The organism is Catenuloplanes niger (assembly GCF_031458255.1).
Classification (GTDB): domain Bacteria; phylum Actinomycetota; class Actinomycetes; order Mycobacteriales; family Micromonosporaceae; genus Catenuloplanes; species Catenuloplanes niger.
This window is the reverse complement of sequence record NZ_JAVDYC010000001.1, coordinates 6,559,333-6,581,902: the sequence shown is the minus strand read 5'-3', so window position 1 is coordinate 6,581,902 and position 22,570 is coordinate 6,559,333. Positions and strand designations below refer to the sequence as shown.

Genomic DNA, 22,570 nt, shown 5'->3' with positions numbered 1-22,570 from the left:
CCGAATCGAGGTCGACGCGTGGCGCCACGAGGCGGAGACAACCTCTGGCACGGCCCGAAAGACAGGTGGCCCAGAGACGGAGACCTCCATCCGGCCATGAAGCAGGCGCTCAAAGATGCCCGGCTGGCCGGATGGCATCTGCGCGAGACCGCCGGCCACGGCTACGGACGTGCGTTCTGCCGTCGCGTAGAGCGAGGCGGTGCGGTTTGCAAGATCATAATTGACACCACACCGAGAAATCCCGAGGCACGAGCGAAGGATCTCGTTCGGGCGATCCGCGACTGCCCGCACCACTTCGCCGACCTCACGGTCGATCTTTCCTACGCGGACAACCTCCTGTCGGGCGCGGACAGGCTTCTTGACGCCGCGGAGTATTTCCTGGACGCCGAGGAGGCTCGGAGCATCGCGGGCGATGCCTGGCAGCGCGCCCAAGAGCTGCTGGACACAGCCGCCGGGAACGCCGACGAGGTCGCGCGGGTGATGGCCACCGCGCAGGAATTCGACGACGAAGCCCGGCACCTGACGGAGAAAGGCTGGATTCGAGGGGCGGAGAGCGGCATTCCGGACGGCGCACCGCACACGTACGTAGCCGGAGCGGAGCAGCGGACCGACGAGGCGACCAGTCTCGTCGCGGAGGCGATCGACCACGAAGACCCCATCGTCGGCACACTCCGGGAACGACTCTCCGATACCCGAACGCGTATTGCCGATGTCCGGCTGCGGCTCGGACACGGAACGCCGTAACGTGTTGGCAGATGCCAACGTTGGCTATAGCATCGCGAGACGACCACGCACCCGGGAGGACACCCTTGCACCGGATCGCCCTGCGTGTCACTGGCGTAGATCTTGACGATGATGATGTGTTCGATGTGATCAGCGCACACCTGAACCATCTGACCTGGATCGAGGTCGACGGCCGTACCGTGGCGATCATTCACGCCAATGGCAATCCCGTGGGTGCCGCTTCGCAGGCCGCCCGACAAATCGCTACGTGCCTTCCGGGCGCACGCGTGGCAGAGGTGGACCAGGACGTGGTGGGCGTGTCCGATATCGCCAAGCGCGTCGGGGTCACCAGAGAAGCCGTTCGCCTGTGGGTCGACGGGCGGCGCGGCCCCGGCGACTTTCCGCCGCCGATCGGGTCGGCCGGCGGCGGCGAGCGTGGCTCGATGCGGCTGTGGCCATGGTCCGTCGTGAACGATTGGCTCCGCCAATACCACCTGCACGACGACGAGGAAAGCTTGTCCGCCGCGCAGGTCGCCGAGATCAACGCGTCTCTGCACCGGGTGATCGGTCCGATCGACCGTGAATGGCAACGGGCTACGAGAGGCGCGCACGTCCCCATGAGGATGCTCGAACGCAGCCCCGGCACCTCCGGCCCGGAGATCGACGGCCACATCAGCGGCGTACGAGCGGAGTACCGAGACGCCATGGCGTGGCATGAGCGCAGATCCGTGAATGCGAGCGATGCGACATGACGGAGACGACGAGCCGCCCGGTGGAGACCGACTCCGACCTCTGGACCGTCATCCAGGGAGTCGAGCTGATCGACATTCGGGTGGTGCGATGGCACAGCGAACTACTCGACTACGCCTCGAGCGCGATCCGGGACTTCGACCCTGTTCTCGATGTCGACTTCCGCCGAGATGACGACTCCATGCAGCTACGGTGGTCCTTCGACTCCGTCCTGCGATCCACCGGCGACGTCGACGTGGCGCGCCTCGGGCTCACGCTGGTCCAGACCTTCGCTTTCACCGAGGCGCTCGCGGGCGCGGAGTTGAGCGGCGAACTCGTGCAGCGATTCATCGAGAAGACCGCCGTGATCTCGGTGATTCCGTTCGTACGCGAAGCCGTGCAGACGATGACGGTGCGGTTGGGCCTGCCGGCCGTCACGCTCGGCCTGGTGCGAGCCGGCGAAACCGGACCGCACGTCTTCAGCGTCCGCAGCTGACGGGCGAGCCGCCCCAGGGGGGTTGGCGAAGGCGGACGGGAATCGAACCCGCCTGACCGAGAGACTCGGTCACACCGATTTTGAAGATCGGGGAGGGCACCAGCCACTCGATCGCCTTCGGCGAGCAGCGTAGCAAGGGGCGTGCGAGAGTCGGATCATGACGGTACGTCTGACGGGTTATGCGCACGGCGGTGGCTGTGCCTGCAAGATTCCCCCGGGTGAGGTGGAAGCGGTGGTCGCGGGCCTGCGCGGCGCCCCGCACGACGCGGAGCGTGAGCTGATCGTGGGGCTGGACGACGGGGACGACGCGGCGGTGGTCCGGATCGGGGCGGATCGCGCGGTGGTGTCCACGGCGGACTTCTTCACGCCGGTGGTGGACGACGCGTACGACTGGGGGCGGATCGCGGCCGCGAACGCGCTGTCCGACGTGTACGCCATGGGCGGCACGCCGATCGTCGCGATCAACCTGCTGGCCTGGCCGCGTGACCTGCTGCCGATGGAGCTGGCCGCGGAGGTGCTGCGCGGCGGCCTGGACGTGGCCCGGTCGGCCGGCTGCCCGGTCGCGGGCGGGCACAGCGTCGACGACCCGGAGCCGAAGTACGGCATGGCCGTGACCGGCCTGGTCGACCCGGACCGGCTGCTGCGCAACGACGCGGGGCGGCCCGGCGTGCCGCTGACGCTGACCAAGCCGCTCGGCGTCGGCGTGCTGAACAGCCGGCACAAGGCGACCGGCGAGGCGTTCCCGCACGCGGTGGCCGCGATGACCATGCTGAACCGGGACGCGGCCGAGGCGGCGGTGGCGGCGGGCGCGGTCGCGGCCACCGACGTGACCGGCTTCGGGCTCCTCGGGCATCTGCACAAACTCGCCCGGGCCAGTGGTGTGACCGCGTTCGTGGACGCGTCTGCGGTGCCCTACCTGGACGGTGCGCGGGCCGCGCTCGCGGACGGGTTCGTCAGCGGCGGCACCCGGCGCAACCTGGACTGGGTCCGGCCGCACCTGGACGCGGACGGCGTACCCGAGGACGAGCTGCTGCTGCTCGCGGACGCGCAGACGTCCGGCGGTCTGCTGATCGCGGGCGAGGTCCCGGGACACCCGGTGATCGGCGAGCTGCGCGCGGCTGACCAGCACGGACGCACGCTGATCGTCCGCTGACATGAGCGAACCGCTCACTCATGTCACCTTTCGTGTCCGACTGAATCGCTCTGTGTAACCCGGGTATCGCCTGTTCGTCCGAGAGGACACGAGCACGGCGATACGAGGAGGAACCATGAGCATCACGTCCGAGCACTGGAACTCCCTTCCTGGCCGCACCGTCTTCGACCGGGACGGTGACCGCGTCGGCACCGTGGATCAGGTGTGGACGGGGGCGGACGGCACCGGCGCCGAGTGGGTCAGCGTGCGGACCGGCCTGTTCGGCCTGCGCGACACGCTGATCCCGCTCGGCGGGGCCGAGCTGCGCGGCGAGGAGCTGTTCGTGCCGTTCGACAAGTCCACGATCAAGGGGGCGCCGCGGGTGGAGAGCGACGCCGACGAGCCGCTCGACCAGGCCGAGGTGCAGCGCCTGTACGCGTACTACGCCGGGGGTGAGAACACCGGCCGGCACCGTGGCGGCCGCGACGCGATGACCCGTTCCGAGGAGCGGCTCGACGTGGGTACGGAACGGCACGTGACCGGCACGGCGCGGCTGCGCAAGTACGTGGTCACCGAGGATGTGCGGACCACCGTGCCGGTGCAGCGTGAGGAGGTGCGGCTGGAACGCGAGCCGATCACGGACGCGAACCGGGAGGACGCGTTCGCCGGCCCGGCGATCAGCGAGTCCGAGCACGAGGTGACGCTGCACGCGGAGCGCCCGGTCGTGCGCACGGAGGCGGTGCCGGTCGAGCGGGTCCGCCTCGGCACGGAGACCGTCGAGGACGAGGAGACGGTCGGCGGGCGGGTCCGTAAGGAGCGCATCGAGGCCGACCTGCCGGACCGCCGTCGCCGCTGAGTATCGCAAGGGGGCGTCCGGCACACCGTCGTGGCGGGCGCCCCGCTCACGGGTCGGCGGTCCAGGCCTCGACGGTCGTCGTCACCGGGCGGTCCGACGCGGCCGACTCCTCGATCGCGAGCCCGATCAGGTGGTCCTGGGCCGCTTCCGCCAGCGGGTACGGCGGCGGGCCCGCGCCGCGCACCCAGGCCGCGGTCGCGTCGAGCAGCGCGGCCGTGGCGATCTCGTCGTCGTTCCAGCGCCGCCTGGCGTACGGGTTGGTCCAGAGCACCTCGGTGCCCAGCGTGATCGACTCGGTGTCGAAGCCGTTCAGGTCCAGCTCGTGGCCGCTCTGCCGGCGGGACAGCGCGGTCCGGGCGAGCCCCCGCGGGCCGGTCAGGTGCACGATCTCGTCGTCGTGCAGCTCGCCGTGCGTGCCCCGGACCAGCAGGCGCCGGAACCGCAGCAGGTTGCGGGTCTGCCCGGTGGTGAAGTCGTAGAGCCCGGACCGGCCGTCGCCGAAGTCCAGCGTGGCGATCGTGGTGGTGGCCGCGCGCGGCGTGGTCTCGCCGGTCCAGCCGGCCCGGTCCAGCGGGTGCAGCAGCGGCGCCTCGGTCCGGTTGGCCCGGACCGTCGCGGGCGCGTGGCCGGCGCCGAGCAGGCCGCGGATCAGCGCGACCGCGTGGTAGAGCTGCGTCGAGGAGACGTGCACCTGGGTGGGCGTGCCGATGACGCCGGTCCGGACCGCGGCGGCGCGGGCCGCGTGCGTGGGCATCAGCGGGTACTGCTCGGCGACCTGCACCAGGCCGCTCCGCCCCACGGCGGCCCAGAGCGCGCGCAGTCCGGCCGGGTCGGGCGCGGGCGGCGTCTCGGCCAGCACCGGCACGCCGCGCGCCACACATTCCGTGATCAGGTCCGGGTTCCGCGGCGACGGCACCGCGGTGATCACGAAATCCGGCCGGGCGCCGGTCAGGCACTCGTCCAGCGACCCGTACGCGGGTACGGGCAGCGGGCGCGGCGAGCGGACGACCGCGCCGACGCAGTGCAGGCCGTCGAGCGCGGCGGCGACGCGATGCAGCGCGGCGGCCCGGAAACCGAACCCCACCAGCGCGAACGTCGTGGTCAACGCGGCGGGTCGTCGTCGGCGGCACCGTTACCGGGGTCACCGAGGACCGCACCGCCGGTGATCGCGACGCCACCGGACGCTGGCGTCCCACCGGAACCCGCACCGCCACCGGGATCCGCAACCTCACCACGATCCGCAACCTCACCAGGGCCGGAGGCGTCACCGGAGCGGGCCGCGAGCCGGGCCCGCTGCGGGATCACCGTGTACTTCGGGTCCCGCGCCGAGGCCACGCCGCCGTCGAAGATCCCGAACCGGGTGGCCGCCGAGGCCGCCAGCAGCGCGGCCCCGGAGAGCGCGGACACCACCCGGCTGCGGCGCCCGAGCACCGCGCCGACCGTACCGGCGATGGTCAGCGCCCGGCTCACCGTCAGCAGCGTCCCGGCGCGGCCCTGCCGGTACGGCTCGCTGAGCAGCCCCATCCCGTGTTCGACCCGGTGCGCCGCGATCTGCTCGATGACCGCGCCCGCGACCGCGAGCCGGGCCGCCGGGCCGTTCTGCTCCACCGGCGCCGCGATCAGCCCGACCGCGGCGCCGCTGGCCAGTGCGCTGCCGCCGAAGACGAACGGCAGCTCCGGGTACGCCTCGTGCCAGGACGGCGTGGCCGTGTCCGCGAGCAGCACCGCGGTGTAGGTGGCGAGCGCGGGTGCGACGGCCGCGGCGGCGAGCCCGGCCGCGCGTCCGGTGGCCGGCATCGCGCGCCGGACCAGGCCGAGCGGTCCCCGCTCCGGCAGCAGCGCCGGGGCGAGCTCGGCCGCGGCGGCGACCCCGGCCGCGCCGCCGAACGCGGAGAGGATCCAGGTGCCCATCGACATCGGCGAGGTCGGCCGCGCGATCCGCAGCATGTGGTGGAAGCGGGCCGGGCGGCCGAGGTCGGCGATCAGGAAGTATGTGCTGGCACCGATGGCGCCGAGCGCGGCGAGGCGTCCGGCGCGGCGCAGCGCGGGCCGCCCGGTGACGTCCCCGCCCGCGCCGAGCAGCGCGGATCCGGCCGCTAGCCCGCCGGTGAACAGGTAGGCGGCGATGTCGTGCTTCCACACCGCGGCCTTGACGATCGGCCGGTTGTAGTACGACCGGAACTCGGCCTCCGGCACCATGATCTCTTCCCGGGACCGCGAGCGACCCCGGCGTCCCGGCCGGCCGGCCACGTCCCGCTCACCGCGCCGGTCGACGCCCTGCCCCGCCTTGCCCACGCCCGAACCGCCCGCACCCACGCTCGAACCGTGCTGACCGGCGCCCGGACCGGCGGCTTGGCCGGTGCCCGGAGCCGCGTCGTCCCGCTCCGGCGTGCCGGGAGCCGCGCTCACCGGGACCGCCCCGCGAACGCCACTATCGCCGCGCCCACCATCGCCAGCGCGGCCACGCCCGCGCGCTTCCACATCGCAGGCAGGTCGCGGGTGGTGACGACCGGGTCCGGCGGCAGGCCGTACACCTCCGGCTCGTCGAGGAGCAGGAAGAACGCGCCGTCGCCGCCGACACCGTCGTTCTCGTCGTGCCCGTAGAGCCGCGCGGTGGTCTCCCCCGCCGCCCGCAGCGCGTCCACCCGGTCGGCGGCCCGCTGCCGCAGCTCGGACAGCTCGCCGTACTGGATGGACTCGGTCGGGCAGGCCTGCGCGCACGCGGGCGTGAGCCCGTCCCCGATCCGGTCGTAGCAGAGCGTGCACTTCCACGCGCGGCCGTCGTCCTTGCGCTGGTCGACCACGCCGTACGGGCAGGCCGGGATGCAGTAGCCGCAGCCGTTGCAGATGTCCTCCTGCACCACGACCGTGCCGAACTCGGTGCGGAACAGCGCGCCCGTCGGGCACACGTCCAGGCAGGCCGCGTGCGTGCAGTGCTTGCACACGTTGGACATCATCAGCCAGCGGAAGTCCGGCCGTGCCGTGCCGGCCGGCGGCCCGAGCCCCGGCATGCCCAGCGCGACGGGCGCGGCGGCCGGAGCCGGGGCCGGGGCCGGAGCGGAGGCCGGCATCGGCTGCTCGATGAAGTGCACCGCCCGCCACGAGTTCGCGGTCAGCCCGCCGGTGTTGTCGAAGGACTGGCCGAGCAGGTCGTACCCGTCCGCGGGCACGCCGTTCCACTCCTTGCAGGCCACCTCGCACGCCTTGCAGCCGATGCACACGCTGGTGTCGGTGAAGAACCCCATCCGCGGCGGCGCGTCGACGTAACCGGCGTCCGGCGCCGGATCCAGCGGACCGTAGAGACTGTTCCTCCCCGGACCGGCAGCACCACCATCGATACGGCCGGAGCGGCCGCCGTCCCGGGGGCCCAAGAGGCTGTCATCCTGGGGGCCCAAGAGGCTATCCATCGTCATCCCCGGTCGTCTGGATCGGCGTCACGTGGTCATCGGTCAGGCCGGCCCGGCGCCGGTAGTCGGCGACGTACTCCAGCAATTCCTTACCCGTCGGTCGCCGCCCCGGCACCAGATCACACGTGCCGATCTTGCTCTCCTGGATCAGCGTGTTCGGGTCGAGCGTGATGCCGAACAGGTCGTTCGTCGAGTCGCCGGTGACCACGCCGTTCGCGCCGAAGTGGTACGGCAGCCAGATCTGGTGCACGGTCCGTCCCTCGACGCGCAGCGGCCGCAGCCGGTCGGTGACGAACACCCGTGCCTCCACCGCGGACCGCCCGGTCACCAGGTGCGCCCAGTCCATGTGCGCCAGGCCGAGCGAGGCGGCCAGCGTCGGCGACACCTCGACGAACAGGCCCGGTTGCAGCTCCGCCAGGTACGGCAGCGTGCGGCTCATCCCGCCGGCCGTGTGGTGCTCGGTGAGCCGGCTGACCGTGAAGATGTACGGGAAGACCTCGCTGTGCGCCTCCGGCGGACTCGGGTTGATCACGTTGTCCGCGCGCACGTAGATCTTCCGGGTCGGGTTGCCCTGCTGCCGGTAGAGCGGGTTGCGGATCGGCGACTCGGCCGGCTCGTAGTGCGTCGGCATCGGGCCGTCGATCAGCCCGCTCGGCACGAACAGCCAGCCCTTCCCGTCGCCCTGCATGATGAAGGCGTCGTCGCCCGCGATCGCGTCCACCCCGGTGGCGCCGGCCGGCGGCCGGTAGGACGGCGGCTTGGTCCGCTCGAAGTCCGGCACGTCCTTCCCGGTCCACTCGCCCTTCTCCGGGTCCCACCAGACGTACGCCTTCCGGGGGGACCACGGCACACCGGCCGGGTCCGCGGAGGCCCGGTTGTAGAGCGTGCGCCGGTTCGCCGGCCAGGCCCAGCCCCACTCCGCGGCCACCTCGTCCTGTGCGGACCGCGGCTTGCGGCGGGCGGCCTGGTTCACCCCGTCCCGGAACACGCCGGTGTAGATCCAGCAGCCGCCCAGCGTGCTGCCGTCGTCCTTCATCTCGGTGAACGAGGACAGCGGGCGGCCGCTCGCCACCTCGTACCCGTTGATCTCCTTGAGCACGTCGAGCGCGCTGGGTTCCCGCTCCTCGCCGTGCACCGGGTAGTCCCACGCCAGCTCCAGCACCGCACGGTCCCGGGGCAGCGTCGAGCCGGCCAGCCGCTCCCGGACCATGCGGCCCAGGTGGTAGAAGAACCACAGCTCCGAGCGGCAGTCCTGCGGTGGGTCGACCGCCTTCTCGCGCCACTGCAGGAGGCGCTGCGTCTGGGTGAACGTGCCCTCCTTCTCCACGTGGCTGGCGGCCGGCATGAAGAACACCTCGGTCCGGCAGGTCTCCGGCGTGATCTCCCCGGTCTCGACCTCCGGCCCGTTCCTCCAGAACGTGGCGCTCTCGATCTGGTACAGGTCGCGGACGACCAGCCAGTCCAGGTTCGCCATGCCGAGCCGCTGCGCCTTGCCGTGCGCGGAGCCGACCGCCGGGTTCTGCCCGAGCAGGAAGTAGCCCTTGACCTTCCCGTCGATCATGTTCAGGACCTGCTGGTAGGTGCCGTGGTCGCCGGTCAGCCGGGGCATCCAGCCGTACCCGTAGTCGTTCTCCGCCGTGGCCGCGTCGCCCCAGTACGCCTTGAGCAGGTTGACCGCGTAGGAGCGCGCGTTCGCCCAGAAGCCCTTCTGGCCCGGGTGCCGGATGCCGTCGATCCACTCGTCGAACGTGTCGTGCCGGCCCGCGACCGGCATCGGCAGGTAGCCGGGCAGCAGGTTGAACAGCGTGGGGATGTCGGTCGACCCCTGGATGCTGGCGTGCCCGCGCAGCGCCATGATCCCGCCGCCGGGCCGGCCCATGTTGCCGAGCAGCAGCTGGATGATCGCGCCGGTCCGGATGTACTGCACGCCCACGCTGTGCTGGGTCCAGCCGACCGAGTAGACCAGCGCCGTGGTCCGCTCCCGGCCGGAGTTCCGCGTCCAGGCCTCGCAGACCCGCAGGAAGTCGGCCTGGGGTACGCCGGTGAGGCTCTCGACGACCTCCGGTGTGTAGCGCGCGAAGTGCCGCTTGAGGATCTGGTAGACGCACCGCGGGTCCTGGAGCGTCTCGTCCCGGCGCGTCCCGCCGGGGATCGGCTCGCCGTGCGACTCCTGCTGCAGTCCGGACGCGGTCTCCCGCTCCGAGTGCTCCTCCCCCTCGGTGTCGGCCTGCGCGCGCTGTCCCTCGTACGCCCAGGTGGTCTGGTCGTAGACGTTGTGCTCCGGGTCGTAGCCGGAGAAGAGCCCGTCCAGGTCCTCGGTGTCCTGGAAGTCGCCGGAGACGATCGTGGCCGCGTTCGTGTACGCCAGCACGTACTCCCGGAAGTCGAGCTCGTTGTCCAGGATGTAGCGCACGACGCCGCCGAGGAACGCGATGTCCGCACCGGCCCGGATCGGCACGTGCTTGTGCGCGAGCGCGCTGGTCCGGGTGAACCGCGGGTCGACGTGGATGATCGTCGCGCCGCGCTTCTTCGCCTCCATCACCCACTGGAACCCGACCGGGTGTGCCTCGGCCATGTTCGAGCCCTGGATGATGATGCAGTCCGCGTTCGCCAGGTCCTGCTGGAACCCGGTGGCCCCGCCACGGCCGAAGGAAGTTCCCAGACCGGGAACGGTGGCGGAGTGTCAAATACGCGCCTGGTTCTCGATCTGGATCGCGCCCATCGCGGTGAAGAGCTTCTTGATCAGATAGTTCTCTTCGTTGTCCAGCGTGGCGCCGCCCAGGCTCGCGATGCCGAGCGTGCGGTTCAGCGGCCGGCCGGCCGCGTCCCGGTCCTCCCAGGTCTGCTCGCGCGCCGCGACGACCCGGTCGGCGATCATCTCCATCGCCGTGTCCAGGTCGAGCTCTTCCCAGTCCGTGCCGAACGGCCGGCGGTAGAGCACGGTGCGCTGCCGGTCCGGGTTCGTGACCAGGCTCTTGCTGGCCGAGCCCTTCGGGCAGAGACGGCCGCGGGAGATCGGGCTGTCCGGGTCGCCCTCGATCTGGGTGACCTGCCCGTCCTTGACGAACACGCGCTGGCCGCAGCCGACCGCGCAGTAGGGACAGACCGACTTGGCCACGGAGTCCGCGGTCTCGGTGCGCGAGGTGAGCTCCTTGGAGCGCCTGGACTGCGCCGCGAGCCCGCGCCCGAGCGGGTCGGTGCCGGTGAGCTGCCGCCACACGGGCCAGCCCTCGATGAAGGTCTTCACGCCCACGGCACTCACCTCCCGGTCGCTCGGTTCCGTCCTGTCTACCCCGATCTTGGCGCCGCAACCACCCTTTCGGGCCGAGAATGTCGTACCCGTCCGGTAGGACGGTAGGCATGACGCTCACCGGCACCCACATCACGGAGTTCAGCGAGCCCGGCTCGTCCCCGCTGCCCTGGCCCGAGGCCGAGCGCGTGCTCGTCGAGTCCGAGATGTCCTGGCTCGCCACGGTCCGCGCCGACGGCCGTCCGCACGTGGCGCCGCTGCCCGCGATGTGGGTGGACGGCCGCGCCTACTTCTGCACCGGCGCCCACGAGCAGAAGGCCATCAATCTCGCCGGGAACCCCGCCTGCGCGCTCACCACCGGCACCAACGCGTACCGTTCCGGCATCGACGTGATCGTCGAGGGCACGGCCGCCGTCACCCGCGACGAACGACTCCTCACCCACCTGGTCACGCTCTGGCAGTCGAAGCTGGACTGGACGTTCGTCGTCCGCGACGGCGCCTTCTCCGACCCCGGCCACGGCAACGCCGCCCCGGTCTACGAACTCACGCCGGTCAAGGTGCTCGCGTTCACCAAGGCGCCGTACTCCCAGACGCGCTACACGTTCGCGTAGCGCGCCGCACGGCGCCGTTCACCGACCCGAAGGATCGTTTTCCCGCTTCCGGCGTGGGCGCTTTCCGAGTGCTCCCGCGGGCACCGGTCGTCGCTGGCGCTCCTCCCTGCCGGTTCCGCGGCGGCCGGGCCGGATCCCCGGCCCGCGACGTACGGCGGTGCCACACTCCGCGGGCGAGACAGCGACGCTCGGATGCGCGTACCGCCGCGGTGCTGTCCGTTCCCGCGCCCGGGCGCTCCGTGCCCGGACAGCGCATGCGTGGGGGTCAGGCCGGGGAGCGTTCGGCGCGGTGGCGGATCCAGGCGGTGGTGGCGAGGGTGATGATGAGGCCGGAGAGCAGCGCGCCCCAGGCGAAGTCCTTGAGGTAGCGTTCGGCGGCCTCGCCGATCCACACGATCAGGAAGACCGTGCCGAAGGCCCAGAGCAGGCCACCGGAGGCGTTGGCGATCAGGAACCTGCCGTAGCGGACGTGCAGCGCGCCGGCCAGCGGCCCGGCCAGGATGCGCAGCAGCGCGACGAAGCGGCCGAAGAAGACCGCCCAGACGCCCCACGTGGCGAAGACGCTCTCCGCGCGGGCCAGGTGGGGCGGGCCGAGATGTCTCGGGAAGCGGCGGCCGAGCCGGACCAGCAGCGGCCGGCCGCCGCGACGGCCGATGGCGTACCCGATGGAGTCGCCGACGATCGCGCCGATGGCGGCGCCGACCGCGACGTACCAGGGGCTGAAGCCGGCGCTGACCGACAGGAGCGCGGCGGAGACCATGGCGATCTCACCGGGCAGCGGGATGCCCATGCTCTCGCCGCCGATGATGAGCATGACGACGGCGGCGACGGCCAGCGGCGGCAGCGTCGAGAGCCAGTCCACGAGATCGTGCACGACTTCCGACCGTACCGGTAAATCGGCTCAACTTTGGGTGATCAGCACATCGTCGACGGCGGCCTCGACCAGGCTGGCGGTGGACGCGTCCGCGGCGTCGACGATGATCCGCACGGACTGGCCGGCGAACGCGGAGACGTCCGTGCTCGCCACCGCCCACGACGCGGCCCGGTTCGTGGCCGCGCCGCTCACGGTCAGCACCGTGGCCGTCGTCGTGCCGGCCACGCGTACCCGCAGGTAGTCGGCGCTGGACGCGTTGTTCAGGTGCGACAGGTAGTACGCGAACGACAGCGTGAGCGTGCCCGACGACGGCAGCGTGATCGCCGGCGACCGGACGCTGGTGATGCCGCCGTCCACGTCACCCGCGCCCGCACTGCTGCCCGCGGCGGCGCCGGTGACCAGGTCGTACGTGCCGGTCCGCGCGGTCAGCTGGGTGGCGACGCCGGAGCTGGCCGCGCCCGGGGTGCCGCGCTCCCAGGTGCCGGACGTGGCAGTGTCGGCCGCGGCCGGGTTCACGGTCCAGCCGGTCGCGGTCTCGAAGCCGTCCGCCCACACCTGTGTGCCGGGCGTTCCGCCGTCGCCGGCCGCGAGGGTCCAGACCGCGTACGCGATCGCGTCCGAGTTCCGGTTCAGCGCGGTGTCGTTGATGTTGCTGGTGGTGTCGCAGGCCGCGTGGTAGCACGGGTCGAAGCGGGCCCCGGCGGTGCCGCCCCAGAGCGTGGCCTGCGCGCTGGTCTTCGTGCCCTCCGCGCCGGTGAACGTGCCGCCGGCGGGAATGCCGCGCGCGATGAACGGCCCGTAGTCGCTGCGTCCGTCGAAGTCCGTGCCCCGGGTCGGCACGCCGATGCCGGCGAAGTAGTCCTCGATCACCGACTCGATCTCCGCGCTGCCGGCCGGTCCGGGGCCGGCACCGGTGCCGTCGGAGTTGTCGCCGTCGTAGACGAAGTAGCCCGCGTTCGGCGAGCCCACCATGTCGAAGTTGAGGTACCCGGTGATCTGCGCTCGCGCGGCCGCGGACAGGTTGTTCACGTAGTAGGTCGATCCGCGCAGCCCCTGCTCCTCCGCGCCCCACCAGGCGAACCGCAGGTGCCGGCCGGGCGCGGAGCCGGTCTGCGCGACGGCCAGCGCGGTCTCCAGGATCGCGGCCGACCCGCTGCCGTTGTCGTTGATGCCCGGCCCCGCGGCCACGCTGTCCAGGTGGGCGCCGACCATCAGCACGTCGTGCGCGTCGCCGCCGGGCCAGTCCGCGATCAGGTTGTAGCCGGTGGCGCCGCCGTAGGTGAACGACTGCACGACCGTGCTGAAGCCGGCCGCGTCCAGCCGGCCCTTCACGTAGTTGACCGAGGCCAGGTAGCCCGGCCGGCCGTGCGCGCGATTCCCGCCGTTGGCCGTGGCGATCGACTGCAGCTGGCTCAGGTGGGCCTTCACGGCGGCGACGCTGATGTCCGGCGCCGCGGCCGGCCGGACATCGGTGACCGGCCGAGCGGGGTCGGTGGCCGGCCGAGCGGGGCCGGCGGGCGGCGCGGCGGCAGCGGTCGGCTGCGCGGCGTGGGCGGTGGCCGGCCCGGTCATCGGCAGGATCAGCAGCGCGGCGGCGATCGCCAGGCGCCGCGACGTTCGCTGGTGCAGCAAGAGGATCTCCCCGGGGGTGTAGGGAACGCGGGCCGCCCGCCGTGATCCGGCGGGCGCTCCCGCGAGGCTCCCCACACCCCGCCCGGCACGCAACAGCCGGGCGTCGATTCCTCAGATGCTGCTCATTCCCGCCGTGAACAGGGAAAACGCATCACACGAGCGTCATATCACCGCTGTACGACACCGGTGGCCACACACGTCTCGCCGTCCGGTCCCGCGCCGATCTTCGTCGGTTCGTCGCCGGTGTCGTTGCCCTCGAACAGGTCGCACAGCGAGATCTCGCCGCCGACGATCGTGGCCCCGTCGATGGTCAGCCGGTCGCCGAGGTTCGCGTTGACGCCGGCGAGCGTGTCACCGGGCGCGGTCGCGGTGATGTTCTCCATCGTCACGGTGCGCGGCGCCTGCGTCGAGCAGTTGCCGCAGGAACGGTAGAGCTTGCCGAAGTCGGACACCTCGAAGTCGCGGATCGTGACGGACCCGCCCGCGCCCCGGTTGTCCTGGAACACCTTGTCGTCCGCCCCCGTGGCGCTGCCGCCCTCGATGAGCACGGTGGCGTTCTCGCCGCGGAACGTGGCCGCGTCCTCGCCCACGTTCTCCCAGAACACGTTGCGCAGGGTGCAACTCCCGGCGCAGTGCACACCGTCCGCGGCCGGGTCGCCGAGGATCACGTTGGTCAGCGTGGCGCCGTCGGCGAGTTCGAAGAGCGCGTCCTGGCCCTCCTCCTGGCCGCCGCCACCGAGGTCACCGCCGCCGGTGAACCGCCGGTTCTCGCCGTCGAACACGCCGTCGACCTGGATGGACTCGGTCACCACCTGCTCGCCGGTGGCCGGTGGCGTCTCCGCCGAGGCCAACGTCGTGGTCGCCACCGCGGCGCCCACCCCGAGCACGGCCACCGCCGCAACGACCAGCTTCCGCCGCACTGCACCCGTCATGGTCAAGCCTCCGCGTCCGCCGGCCATCCCACCGATGCCCGGTCCTGTCATGTCGCACGCGGCGGGACCGGCACCGGTTTGATCCGGGTGGCAGACTTAAGAAAAGCCTAAATCAGTCATCCCGGACGACCGTGCCCTCGATCAGGCCGTACGGGCGGTCGTCCGCGTGGAACACCTCGGGCGCGGAGTCCAGCCCGAACGGCGTGCAGTCCACCACGAAGTGATGCTTGTTCGGCAGGCGCAGCCGGACCTCCGAGAGGTCCGGGCAGGCCTCCAGCACCGCCTTGCCCATCGCGAAGAGCGTCTGCTGGAGCGAGTAGCTGTAGGTGCCGGTGAACGCGTCGATCAGGGCGTCCCGGGCGGCCGCGAAGACCGCGTCGAAGTCCGCGTCGACAGCCGGGAAGCGCCACCGCGCGTCCACCGCCGTGGCCAGGATCCGGTCCGACGTCTCGGCCAGCGTGGTGTAGTCGTCCCGGATGAAGCCGGCGAACTCCGAGTCCGTCGAGTTGAGCAGCGTCAGCCCGGTCAGCCCGCCGAAGACGGTCTCCGCGGACCCCGAGACCTCCACCGACGCGGTACGGACCAGCGACCCCTCCCGGGAGAACGAGTGCGGCCCGAGCCGGTTCCACGGGTACTCCTCGAGGTCCACCCGCGCGCCCGTGATCGTCTCCTGCGACGACGTGAAGTGCCGCGCCAGTAGCAGCCCGAACGCCTCCGGCGACGCGATCCCGTGCTGCTTCGCGAACGCGTACACCGTGTTCTTCTGCGTGTCGGTCGGCAGCACGTGCGCGTTGTCGCCGGTCAGGTGCGTGTCCGTCAGGTCGCCGGAGAGCGCCACGCTCACGTTCAGGTCGGTGAGCGCGTGCGTGCCGTCCGCCGCGCGGGTCACCCGCACGACCCGGGTCTCCGCCTTGCCGTACCGGTTCGGCCCGAGCACGATCGCCACGTCTAGCTCCCTCGGTAGGTGGTGTATCCGTACGGGCTGAGCAGCAGTGGCACGTGATAATGCCGCTTCGGGTCGTGGACGTGGAACGCGACCGTGATCTCCGGGAAGAACGCGTTCCCGCCCAGGTACGGATCGACGTAGAAGACCAGCCGGTAGCCGCCCGCCTGCCACGCGTTGACCGGCGCCCACTCGCGCAACCGCCCGTCGCCGTCGGTGTGCCCCTCCGCGACCATCGCCCAGCCGTCCGAGTCGCGCCGCTCCAGTCGCACGTAGACGCCGCGGGCCGGCTCGCCGGAGACGGTGTCCAGGACGTGCGTGGAGATGCTCGCGTACTCGATCATCCGAACAGCCTCTCCAGCCGCAGCCGTACGATCTTCGTCAGTTCGCCGTGCACCACGCGGCGCTCGGCCGCCTCGTCGTTGCCGAGCCGCTCCCGCGCCGCGGCCAGCATCTCCACGTCGGACCGGCCGCTCGCGAAGATCAGGAACACGTGCCCGAAGCGTTCCTCGTACGCCGCGTTCGCCTCGGCCAGCGCGGCGCGCACGTCCTCGGGTGCGGTGTCCATCCCGGACTGTTCGCGCCGCGACCAGGCGCTCTCCCGGTCGCCGCCGGTGACGCGCTGCCCGATCCGCGGGTGCGCGGCCAGCGCCTCCAGCACGTCCGACCAGCCGAGCACGGCCAGCGCCGCGTCGCTGACGTGCAGCAGCGCATCGAGCCGCGGGTACGGCCGGCGCGCGGCGACCTCGGCCGCCCACCGGCTGGAGGCACAGCAGGTGCGCAGCTCCGCGCGCGCCCGGTCGTCCGGCAGCGCGTTGAGTTCGGCGAGCGTCACCCGGACAGTCAATCAGCCCGGGCATCGATCATGAAGCACTTTGATCGTCATTTTGCGTGCCGGAAACGACGGGGACGTCCAGGTCCTCGTCCGACGCCACGTCGCCGACCGGCACCACGCGCACGGCGTCCCGGTGCGCGCGCAGGTAGGGCCGGGCGCCGACGTCGCCGTCCGCCAGCGCGGCCGCGCCGTCCCAGTGGTCGCGGCCGAGCAGCACCGGATGGCCGCGGTGATCGCCGTAGCCGCCCATCGCCAGCGCGTCCCGGCCGGCGACCGCGACCAGCCGGCGGACCGCGGCCGCGGTCATGCCCGGCAGATCGACCAGCAGCACCAGCGCCGCGTCCACCGCGGGCCGGGCGGCCAGGGCGGTCAGCCCGGCGCGCAGCGACGAGCCCATGCCGGCCGGCCAGTCGTCGTTGACGATCACGTCCGCGCCGGTCAGCGCGGCCCGGGCGCGCACCTCGGCCGCGGCCGCACCGAGCACGACCAGCACGGAGTCGCAGCCGCCGCCGGCGAGCGTGCGGACGGCGCGGTCGGCGAGCAGCTCGCCGTCGAGCGTGACGAGCGCCTTCGGCATGCCGTAGCGGCGGCCCGCGCCCGCGGCGAGCAGGAGTCCTGCGACGTGGCTCACCCGCGTCAGCGTACCCGCGGCGGTGTTTTAGGTTGTGCGCAATTTAATTGGGTACTAGCCTTTGCCGGGTGACGGATGATCTGGCGATCGGCATGGGCCTGCGCTACCAGCTCTGCTTCGCGCTCTACTCGGCGTCGCGCGCGGTGACCGACCTCTACCGGCCGCTGCTCGACCGCGTCGGCCTGACCTACCCGCAGTACCTGGTGCTGCTGGTGCTCTGGGAGCGGCCGGACGACGCCGTCACGGTCAAGGAACTGGGCGAGGCGCTGCGGCTCGACTCCGGCACGCTCTCGCCGATGCTCAAGCGCGTCGAGGCGGCCGGGCTCATCCACCGTGCCCGCCGCGCCACCGACGAGCGGGTGGTCGAGGTCCGGCTCACCGACGCCGGCCGCGAGCTGCGCACCGAGTGCGCGGCCGTCCCGATGACGATCGCCGGCGGCCTCGGCATCTCGCTCGACGAGTACGTCCAGCTGCACCGGACCCTCGAAAAGATCACGAACACCATCAACGGTACGAAGGAGTGAGGCACATGTCGGCCATCTACACCGCCGAGGTCACCTCGTCCGGCGACGGGCGCAACGGTGCGGTCGCGTCCACCGACGGTCTGATCGACTTCCCGGTCGCCGCGCCGAAGGAGCTGGGCGGCGCCGGCGGCGCCACCAACCCGGAGCAGCTGTTCGCCGCCGGGTTCGCGGCCTGCTTCCACTCCGCGATGCGGGCGGTCGCCCGGAAGGACAAGCTCGACCTGGGCGCGTCCACGGTCAACGCGAAGGTCGGCCTGGTCCGCGCGACCGACCGCCCCGCCCTCGACCTGACGGTCACGCTCGAGGTGTCGCTGCCGACGCTCGACGCCACCGCCGCCAAGACCCTCACCGACGCCGCCGAGCAGCTCTGCCCCTACTCCAACGCGGTCCGCGGCAACATCCCGGTCGAGATCGTCCACGTCTGACGCGCGGCGTCCTCCCCCGCCACGGCGGGGGAGGACGCGTCAGGGAGGCGTGCAGCTGACGGATGCCGGCCGTCCACCGCGGTCGCGATGGACGCACGCCTGGCCGACGTCGTCTTTGTGCGATATTTCGGTCATGGCGGGTGCCTCTCCGGCGCCGGTCCCGCCTTGTCGCGGGTCGCTTCTTCCGGAGCGGCGAATGCCGACGCGGCGAGTCGCGGCCGCGCGGCGGGCCCTCCCGCACAGCGGGCCTTCCGCACGGCAGGCCTTCCGCACGCGGGCCTTCCCACGTGGCGAGCTGCGGCGACACTGCAAGCTCCCCCACGCGGCTCTTTCCGCGGGAAGCTGCGTTAACGCGCCAAACTGCGCCTGCGCGCACGGCGGCAAACAGCGCCTGCGCGGCAGACGGCGGCAACGCGCCAAACAGCGGCAACGCGGCAAACTGCGCTGCGCAGCAAACAGCGCCTGCACAGCAGACGGCGCCTGCACAGCAAACAGCGCCTGGGCGGCAATGCGCCTGGGCGGCAAACAGCGCCTCCGCCGCACGGCAGCAAACAGCGCCTGGGCGGCAAACAGCGCCTGGGCGGCAAACAGCGCCTCCGCCGCACGGCAGCAAACAGCGCCTGGGCGGCAAACAGCGCCTCCGCCGCACGGCAGCAAACAGCGCCTGGGCGGCAAACAGCGCCTGGGCGGCAAACAGCGCCTCCGCGGCACGGCAGCAAACAGCGCCTGCGCAGCAGAGGGCACCTGCGCGGCAAACAGCGCCCGCGCGGCAAACAGCGGCAACGCGGCACGGCAGCAAACAGAGCCTGCGCAGCAAACGGCGCCCGCGCAGCAAACGGCGGCAACGCCGCCGGACGTCACCGCCACGCTGACGGAACGGTGATCCGTTACGCAAGCGGAGACCGACCTACGTGCGGCGACCGGCCACCTGCGCGATCATGCTGCGGATCATTGACCGATGCGAAAAGGAGGTCGATGTCGGCCTCCTGGCCACTTTTCGCATCGGTCAATGATCCTTGAGCGTCGGCGCTCCGCGCCGTACCCGCACGTCGGCCGACGACGCATCAACCGCCCGGGTAAATAACATGAAATTTCGGGCACCGGGTGCCCGGGCCCGGCCTCTACCGAATGACTTCGGCTCGGCCACCGCGGGACCGCCAGGACGAACCGCCGTTCTTGAGCAACCGCTCAGCCACCGCGGAAGTGGCAGGGAGGCCGCCCGCGGCCGACCGGTGCCCGCGGGAGCACCGATGCGCGGCCACGCCGGAAGCGGGAAGACCGGGAACGGGAAGACCGGGAACGGGAAGAAGGGTCTTGTGGTCCTGATGGTGCGGGTGTCGATCTAGGAAGGCAGCGGGACCGGGGCGCCGTAGAGGTAGCCCTGGCCGAGGGGGCAGCCGAGCCCGGCGAGGGCGGCGGCCTGCGGTGGATCCTCGATGCCCTCGGCTATCACCGACGCGCCCATGTCGCGGCAGATCGACAGCACGGAGCGGACCAGCGCGCGGGAGCGGTCGTCCGCGGTGGTCAGGGTGGCGTCGAGCTTCACGATGGCGACCGGCAGCGCGTGCAGCTGGGCCAGCGAGTTGAAGCCGGTGCCGAAGTCGTCCAGCGCCAGGCGGACGCCCATCTCGGCCAGCCGGCCCGCCGCGGCGACGGCGGCGCCCAGGTCGGCGATCCGGCGGGTTTCGGTGATCTCCAGGATGAGGCGTTCCGGTGGGAGCCGGTGGCGGCGCAGCGCGTCGGCGACCGCGATCTCCAGCTCGGGACGGCCGAGCCGGCCGGCCGAGACGTTCACGTGCAGGGCCACGTCGCGGCCGTGCAGCTCGGCCAGGGCGCGGGCGTCGCGGGCCGCGGTGTCCAGCACGAAGTCGTCCAGCGCGGCGACCAGGCCGGCCCGTTCCGCGACCGCGACGAAGACGTCCGGGCCGATCACGCCGAGGTCCGGGTGGGTCCAGCGGGCGAGTGCCTCGACGGCCAGCACGGCGTCGCCGTGCAGGTCCACGATCGGCTGGTAGTGGACCGTGAACCCGGAGTCGGCCGGGCCGGCGGCCAGCGCCTCGGCGAGCAGGCCGGGCAGGTCGGCGTCGCCGCCGCCGTCGCGCGTCCCGGCGTACCGCACCATGATGTTCTTGCCGCGCCGCTTGCCGGCGTACATCGCGGCGTCGGCGCGCCGCAGCAGCGCGTCGCCGGTGAGGCCGATGTCGTACGGCTCCGGCGCGACCACACCCACGCTCGCCGCGACCGACACCTGCTTGCCGTCGATCAGCACCGGTTCCCGGACCGCGGCCAGGATCCGCTCGCCGACCAGGCCGGGCGCGCCCGGGTCGGCCTCGAGCAGCACCGCGAACTCGTCGCCGCCGAGCCGGGCCACCATGTCGTCGCGGCGCACGCAGCGCTGCAGCCGGGCCGCGATCTCCTGGAGCATCCGGTCGCCGGCCGCGTGCCCGAAGCTGTCGTTGACGAACTTGAAGTCGTCCAGGTCCACGAAGAGCAGCGCGACCGGCCGGCCCTGCTCGCGGTGCGCGTCCACAGCCGCGCTCAGCCGCTTGCCGAACAGCTCGCGGTTGGCCAGCCCGGTCAGCGGGTCGTGCGTGGCCTGGTGCGCGAGCCGGCGCCGCGCCTCGGCGACGGACAGCAGCAGCGCCCGGTTGTCCACGATGGTCACCAGCTGCCGCACGATCACCAGCAGCAGCCCGAGCCAGCCGAGCCCGACCTCCGGCCAGGTCAGCGGGTGGCCGATCAGCGTCCGGATCGCGATGGTCACGCCGGTGGCGACGACCGGCAGCACCGGGAGCAGCAGCAGGACCGGGTCGAGGTCGTCCCGTTCCGCCGCCGGCTCCTCCGGGGCGCGGGCCAGTGCGGCCAGCGCGATCAGGGCCGGGCCGAGCACCCAGCCCGCGCTGTGCAGCGGCGTCATCCGCTCCGCGTCGGTGGCGACCAGGTAGGCGTAGAAGCCGTCCGAGACGGTCAGCGCGAGCAGCCCGCCGCCGAGCAGCAGCAGTTGCGTCCGCAGCGCGCGCGGCGGCCGGCGGAGCACCAGCAGCAGTCCGAGCAACGCGCCGAGCAGCGCGTCGACCACCAGGTGGGCGACGCCGGCGACCATCGCGCCGGGCGGGCCCTCGCCCTGGACCACCGCGCGGATCGGTGCCCAGGACAGCATCACCACGGATCCGAGCACGATCACCACGTCGAGCATCGCGACCACGCGGGTGTGCCGGGAGCGGCCGACCACACGGCGCGGCGAGACCGCGGTGACGGTCAGCAGCGCCCAGAGCGCGAAGACCGGCAGCGCCATGTAGCCGAGCTCGGCCGGGGCCGGGCCGGGCAGGTACCCGCCGCCGAACAGCTGGTGCACGGTCCAGACGACCTGGCCGAGCGACCAGCCGATCATGCCGGCGCCGATCAGCCGGCGCCAGGCCCGGCCCGCGCCGGTCGTGCCGCGCGCGGTGATCAGGCAGCAGACCGCGGCGACGGTGCCGGCCGCGAGCTGTGCCAGGTTGTCGAGCGCGACACCGGCGCGGCCGGGCAGCACGCCGAGGCTGTTCACCGTGACGACGAGCGCGACGGCGAGGAGCATGCCGGCGGCGACGACGCCGAACCGGGTCCGCGGGCGGGTGGGTGCGGCGTCGCCGAGGGGCAGCATCGCCGTCGCGAGGCGCGTAGAGGTCATCACCACTCACCGGGGGCAGCGCGGGGTTTCCCGCGACCGGTCAGTAACCTACCGCAGGTCGCGCCGCCGCGCGATTCGGCGTCAGCCGACCGCTTCCGCGGTGTTCGCCGGCTCCGACGCACAGGTGGCTCCCTGCGGGTCCGGGTCGGCGGTGTCGTCGACCAGCTCGGCCAGCACCACGGTGATGTTGTCCGGCCCGCCGGCCCGCAGCGCGAGATCGATGAGCCGCTTCGCGCAGTCCTGCATGTCCGGGAAGTCGGACATGGTCTGTGCCATCGTCTCCGCGGACACCACGCCGGAGAGTCCGTCGGAGCAGAGCAGCCAGCGGTCACCGGCCTGCGGCGGAATCTTCGCGTACGCCGGGGCGACCGCCTCGCCCTGCAGCGCCTGGGTGACCACGGAGCGGCGCGGGTGCACCGTCGCCTCGTCCTCGGTGATCACGCCCTCGTCCACCAGCATCTGCACGTACGTGTCGTCGCGGGTGAGCTGCACCAGCTTGCCGTCGCGCAGCAGGTAGGCCCGGGAGTCGCCCACGTGCACCAGCGCGAACTGGGTGCCGGAGAAGAGCAGTGCGGTGAGCGTGGTGCCCATGCCCTGGAGGGTCGGGTTCTCGGAGACGTGCTCGTGGATGCGCGCGTTCGCCGCCTCCACCATCGCGTGCAGTGCCTCGACCTGCTGCTCGTCGGCGATGAGCGCGTCGAAGGGTTGCACTGCCTCGATGGTGAGCTGGCTGGCCACCTCGCCGGCGGCCATGCCACCCATGCCGTCGGCGACGGCCGCCAGGTAGCGCCCGGCGTAGGCACAGTCCTGGTTACCGCTCCGGATGAGGCCGCGGTCGGTCATGGCCGCGGATCGCAGCTGCAAGGTCATGGCGGAAGCCTGCCAAATCGTCGTCGGCCT

General features: G+C 72.3%; 21 protein-coding genes, 1 tRNA gene and 1 pseudogene. 9 read left to right on the top strand and 14 right to left on the bottom strand.

Annotation, left to right across the window (positions count from 1 at the left end):
• The first annotated feature begins 96 nt into the window (after positions 1-96).
• From J2S44_RS29260 to J2S44_RS29250, 3 genes are all read left to right on the top strand, one after another.
• Complete coding sequence (locus J2S44_RS29260; RefSeq protein WP_310420457.1) at positions 97-744, top strand: hypothetical protein; 648 nt, start codon at positions 97-99, stop codon at positions 742-744.
• Positions 745-860: 116 nt separating this feature from the next.
• A complete protein-coding gene (locus J2S44_RS29255; RefSeq protein ID WP_310420455.1) occupies positions 861-1,475 on the top strand; it encodes a hypothetical protein in 615 nt (204 codons plus the stop codon).
• Complete coding sequence (locus J2S44_RS29250; RefSeq protein WP_310420453.1) at positions 1,472-1,948, top strand: hypothetical protein; 477 nt, start codon at positions 1,472-1,474, stop codon at positions 1,946-1,948. Before J2S44_RS29255 ends, J2S44_RS29250 begins: the two co-directional genes overlap by 4 nt.
• Before the next feature lie 23 nt (positions 1,949-1,971).
• On the opposite strand, the gene J2S44_RS29245 is transcribed toward J2S44_RS29250, so the two are convergent.
• Positions 1,972-2,067 (bottom strand) — tRNA-Sec (locus J2S44_RS29245).
• 38 nt (positions 2,068-2,105) lie between these two features.
• Between J2S44_RS29245 and selD the strand changes: the two genes are divergently transcribed.
• Both selD and J2S44_RS29235 read left to right on the top strand, forming a co-directional pair.
• Complete coding sequence (selD, locus tag J2S44_RS29240; protein ID WP_310420451.1) at positions 2,106-3,101, top strand: selenide, water dikinase SelD; 996 nt, start codon at positions 2,106-2,108, stop codon at positions 3,099-3,101.
• Positions 3,102-3,216: 115 nt separating this feature from the next.
• Positions 3,217-3,936, top strand: a complete 720-nt coding sequence (locus tag J2S44_RS29235) for a PRC and DUF2382 domain-containing protein (protein ID WP_310420450.1) — start codon at positions 3,217-3,219, stop codon at positions 3,934-3,936.
• Between the two features lie 46 nt (positions 3,937-3,982).
• Here the strand turns inward: J2S44_RS29235 and J2S44_RS29230 are convergent, their stop codons facing one another.
• From J2S44_RS29230 to fdh, 4 genes are read right to left on the bottom strand one after another with little or no spacing between them, the layout of a single operon-like run.
• Positions 3,983-5,041: a Gfo/Idh/MocA family oxidoreductase gene (locus J2S44_RS29230; RefSeq protein WP_310420448.1), complete on the bottom strand. Its 1,059-nt coding sequence runs from the start codon at positions 5,039-5,041 to the stop codon at positions 3,983-3,985.
• On the bottom strand, positions 5,038-6,345 hold the full coding sequence (gene nrfD / locus J2S44_RS29225) for an NrfD/PsrC family molybdoenzyme membrane anchor subunit (RefSeq protein WP_374727917.1): 1,308 nt from the start codon (positions 6,343-6,345) through the stop codon (positions 5,038-5,040). The genes J2S44_RS29230 and nrfD overlap by 4 nt, the downstream gene beginning before the upstream one ends.
• Complete coding sequence (locus tag J2S44_RS29220) at positions 6,342-7,343, bottom strand: 4Fe-4S dicluster domain-containing protein (RefSeq protein ID WP_310420446.1); 1,002 nt, start codon at positions 7,341-7,343, stop codon at positions 6,342-6,344. Before J2S44_RS29220 ends, nrfD begins: the two co-directional genes overlap by 4 nt.
• Complete coding sequence (gene fdh / locus J2S44_RS29215; protein ID WP_310420444.1) at positions 7,336-10,596, bottom strand: formate dehydrogenase; 3,261 nt, start codon at positions 10,594-10,596, stop codon at positions 7,336-7,338. Before fdh ends, J2S44_RS29220 begins: the two co-directional genes overlap by 8 nt.
• A 107-nt stretch (positions 10,597-10,703) precedes the next feature.
• Here fdh and J2S44_RS29210 point away from each other — a divergent pair, with 107 nt between their 5' ends.
• Complete coding sequence (locus tag J2S44_RS29210) at positions 10,704-11,204, top strand: pyridoxamine 5'-phosphate oxidase family protein (RefSeq protein ID WP_310420441.1); 501 nt, start codon at positions 10,704-10,706, stop codon at positions 11,202-11,204.
• A 265-nt stretch (positions 11,205-11,469) separates the two neighbouring features.
• Here J2S44_RS29210 and J2S44_RS29205 read toward each other — a convergent pair whose 3' ends face one another.
• The 7 genes from J2S44_RS29205 to J2S44_RS29175 all read right to left on the bottom strand — a co-directional run bounded on the left by J2S44_RS29205 (position 11,470) and on the right by J2S44_RS29175 (position 17,051).
• The gene (locus J2S44_RS29205; RefSeq protein ID WP_310420438.1) at positions 11,470-12,078 is read right to left on the bottom strand and encodes a DedA family protein; all 609 of its coding nucleotides are present in this window, start codon (positions 12,076-12,078) and stop codon (positions 11,470-11,472) included.
• A gap of 27 nt (positions 12,079-12,105) precedes the next feature.
• Positions 12,106-13,650 (bottom strand): M28 family metallopeptidase, encoded by a 1,545-nt coding sequence (locus J2S44_RS29200; protein ID WP_374728029.1) that lies wholly within the window; start codon positions 13,648-13,650, stop codon positions 12,106-12,108.
• 227 nt (positions 13,651-13,877) lie between these two features.
• The gene (locus tag J2S44_RS29195) at positions 13,878-14,642 is read right to left on the bottom strand and encodes a pectate lyase (protein ID WP_310420434.1); all 765 of its coding nucleotides are present in this window, start codon (positions 14,640-14,642) and stop codon (positions 13,878-13,880) included.
• Positions 14,643-14,754: 112 nt separating this feature from the next.
• A complete protein-coding gene (gene pucL, locus J2S44_RS29190) occupies positions 14,755-15,588 on the bottom strand; it encodes a factor-independent urate hydroxylase (RefSeq protein ID WP_310420432.1) in 834 nt (277 codons plus the stop codon).
• Between the two features lie 2 nt (positions 15,589-15,590).
• Positions 15,591-15,929, bottom strand: a complete 339-nt coding sequence (gene uraH, locus J2S44_RS29185; RefSeq protein ID WP_310420430.1) for a hydroxyisourate hydrolase — start codon at positions 15,927-15,929, stop codon at positions 15,591-15,593.
• Complete coding sequence (uraD, locus tag J2S44_RS29180) at positions 15,926-16,420, bottom strand: 2-oxo-4-hydroxy-4-carboxy-5-ureidoimidazoline decarboxylase (RefSeq protein WP_310420427.1); 495 nt, start codon at positions 16,418-16,420, stop codon at positions 15,926-15,928. The genes uraH and uraD overlap by 4 nt, the downstream gene beginning before the upstream one ends.
• 28 nt (positions 16,421-16,448) lie before the next feature.
• Complete coding sequence (locus J2S44_RS29175) at positions 16,449-17,051, bottom strand: nucleotidyltransferase family protein (RefSeq protein WP_310420425.1); 603 nt, start codon at positions 17,049-17,051, stop codon at positions 16,449-16,451.
• Between the two features lie 92 nt (positions 17,052-17,143).
• Between J2S44_RS29175 and J2S44_RS29170 the strand changes: the two genes are divergently transcribed.
• The 3 genes from J2S44_RS29170 to J2S44_RS29160 all read left to right on the top strand — a co-directional run bounded on the left by J2S44_RS29170 (position 17,144) and on the right by J2S44_RS29160 (position 18,883).
• Positions 17,144-17,575 carry a MarR family winged helix-turn-helix transcriptional regulator gene (locus J2S44_RS29170; protein ID WP_374728028.1) on the top strand — a complete coding sequence of 144 codons (432 nt, stop codon included), beginning with the start codon at positions 17,144-17,146 and terminating at the stop codon, positions 17,573-17,575.
• 5 nt (positions 17,576-17,580) lie between these two features.
• Positions 17,581-18,000, top strand: coding sequence for an organic hydroperoxide resistance protein (locus J2S44_RS29165; protein WP_310420421.1), 420 nt, complete (start codon positions 17,581-17,583; stop codon positions 17,998-18,000).
• Between the two features lie 508 nt (positions 18,001-18,508).
• Positions 18,509-18,883, top strand: coding sequence for a hypothetical protein (locus J2S44_RS29160; RefSeq protein ID WP_310420419.1), 375 nt, complete (start codon positions 18,509-18,511; stop codon positions 18,881-18,883).
• Between the two features lie 459 nt (positions 18,884-19,342).
• Here the strand turns inward: J2S44_RS29160 and J2S44_RS29155 are convergent, their stop codons facing one another.
• Entirely contained in the window at positions 19,343-21,670 is a 2,328-nt protein-coding gene (locus J2S44_RS29155) for a putative bifunctional diguanylate cyclase/phosphodiesterase (RefSeq protein WP_310420417.1), read from the bottom strand.
• A gap of 153 nt (positions 21,671-21,823) precedes the next feature.
• A pseudogene (locus tag J2S44_RS29150) lies at positions 21,824-22,540 on the bottom strand (PP2C family protein-serine/threonine phosphatase); the annotation flags it as partial.
• Positions 22,541-22,570 lie beyond the last annotated feature (30 nt).